Source organism: Pseudomonas sp. CM25 (assembly GCF_013179705.1).
In the GTDB taxonomy this organism is placed as follows: domain Bacteria; phylum Pseudomonadota; class Gammaproteobacteria; order Pseudomonadales; family Pseudomonadaceae; genus Aquipseudomonas.
The window spans coordinates 1-2,016 of record NZ_JABMCW010000576.1 but is presented as its reverse complement, the minus strand read 5'-3'; the positions used below and the strand labels follow the sequence as shown (position 1 = coordinate 2,016).

The 2,016-nt window shown below is 63.4% G+C and carries 1 protein-coding gene; it reads right to left on the bottom strand.

The window, feature by feature from the left end:
* On the bottom strand, positions 1 to 1,956 hold a 1,956-nt coding region (ileS, locus tag HP546_RS29595), incomplete at its 3' end, for an isoleucine--tRNA ligase (protein WP_172233241.1).
* Positions 1,957 to 2,016: the final 60 nt, after the last annotated feature.

Here is a 2,016-nt window from a genome sequence, read left to right as displayed (position 1 = left end):
CTGCAGGATCTGCTCGGAAACCGCCATTTCACCGGAGTAGTCGGTGGCGGAGACCCACAGGCGCAGGATGTCGGCACCCAGGGTGTTGTTGACCTTTTCCGGCTCGATGGTGTTGCCCAGCGACTTGGACATCTTGCGACCGTTCTCGTCCACGGTGAAACCGTGGGTAAGCAGCTCGCGATACGGCGCGTGGTTGTCGATGGCGCAACCGGTCAGCAGGGAAGAATGGAACCAGCCGCGGTGCTGGTCGGAACCTTCCAGGTACAGGTCGGCGCGCGGGCCGGTGGCATGGCCGATATCGTGCGAACCACGCAGCACGTGCCAGTGGGTAGTGCCCGAGTCGAACCACACGTCGAGGGTGTCGCTGATCTTGTCGTACTGGTCCGCTTCAGCGCCCAGCAGCTCGGCGGCGTCCAGCTTGAACCAGGCCTCGATACCTTGCTGCTCGACGCGCGTGGCCACTTCGTCCATCAGCTCGACGGTGCGCGGGTGCAGCTCGCCGGTCTGCTTGTGCAGGAAGAACGGAATCGGCACACCCCAGTTGCGCTGACGCGAGATGCACCAGTCCGGGCGGTTGGCGATCATCGAATGCAGGCGCGCCTGGCCCCAGGCCGGGACGAACCTGGTTTCTTCAATGGCCTTGAGCGCGCGCTCACGCAGCGGCTCGCCCGTGCTTGGCTGCTTGTCCATGCCGACGAACCACTGCGCGGTGGCGCGGTAGATCAGCGGGGTCTTGTGGCGCCAGCAGTGCATGTAGCTATGGCTGATGGTTTCGGTGTGCATCAGCGCACCGACTTCGCTCAGCTTCTCGACGATGGCCGGGTTGGCCTTCCAGATGAACTGGCCGCCGAAGAACTCCAGCGATTCGACATACACGCCGTTGCTTTGCACCGGGGTAAGAATGTCGTCGTTGACCATGCCGTAGCGCTTGCAGGTGACGAAGTCGTCTTCACCGTAGGCAGGGGCGGAGTGAACCACGCCGGTACCGGCGCCCAGCTCGACGTAGTCGGCCAGGTACACCGGCGACAGGCGGTCGTAGAACGGATGGCGGAAGTTGATCAGTTCCAGCGCCGAACCTTGGGCGGTGGCGATCACCGAGCCTTCCAGGTTCCAGCGTTCGAGGCAGGCTTCGACCAGCTCTTCGGCCAGCACCAGCAGACGCTCGCCGGTATCGACCAGGGCGTACTTGAATTCCGGATGGATGTTCAGCGCCTGGTTGGCCGGGATGGTCCACGCGGTGGTGGTCCAGATCACGATGGCGGCAGGCTTGGCCAGCGAAGGCAGGCCGAAGGCGGCAGCCAGCTTGGCTTGGTCGGCCACCGGGAAGGCCACGTCGATGGTTTGCGATTTCTTGTCGGCGTACTCGACTTCGGCTTCGGCCAGGGCCGAGCCGCAATCGAAGCACCAGTTCACAGGCTTGAGGCCCTTGAACACGAAGCCTTGCTTGACCATTTCGGCCAGGGCACGGATTTCACCGGCCTCGTTGGCGAAGTTCATGGTCTTGTACGGGTTGTCCCAGTCACCCAGCACGCCCAGGCGGATGAACTCGGTCTTCTGCCCTTCGATCTGCTCGGCGGCGTACTCGCGGCACAGCTCGCGGGTGCGGTCGGCCGACAGGTGCTTGCCGTGGGTGACCTCGACCTTGTGCTCGATCGGCAGGCCGTGGCAGTCCCAGCCCGGCACGTACGGGGCATCGAAGCCGGCCAGGGTCTTGGAGCGGACGATCATGTCCTTGAGAATCTTGTTCAGCGCATGACCGATGTGGATCTTGCCGTTGGCATAGGGCGGGCCGTCGTGCAGCACGAACTTGGGACGATCCTTGCCAATCTCGCGCAGCTTCTGGTACAGGCCAATGCTGTCCCAGCGCTGCAGTATCTGCGGTTCGCGCTGAGGCAGGCCGGCCTTCATGGGGAAGGCGGTGTCCGGAAGGTTAAGCGTGGCTTTGTAGTCGGTCATTTCAGGCTCTTGGTTAGCGGTTGAGCGTGCCAATGTGCACGTGCGGCGGCGATATCCGCA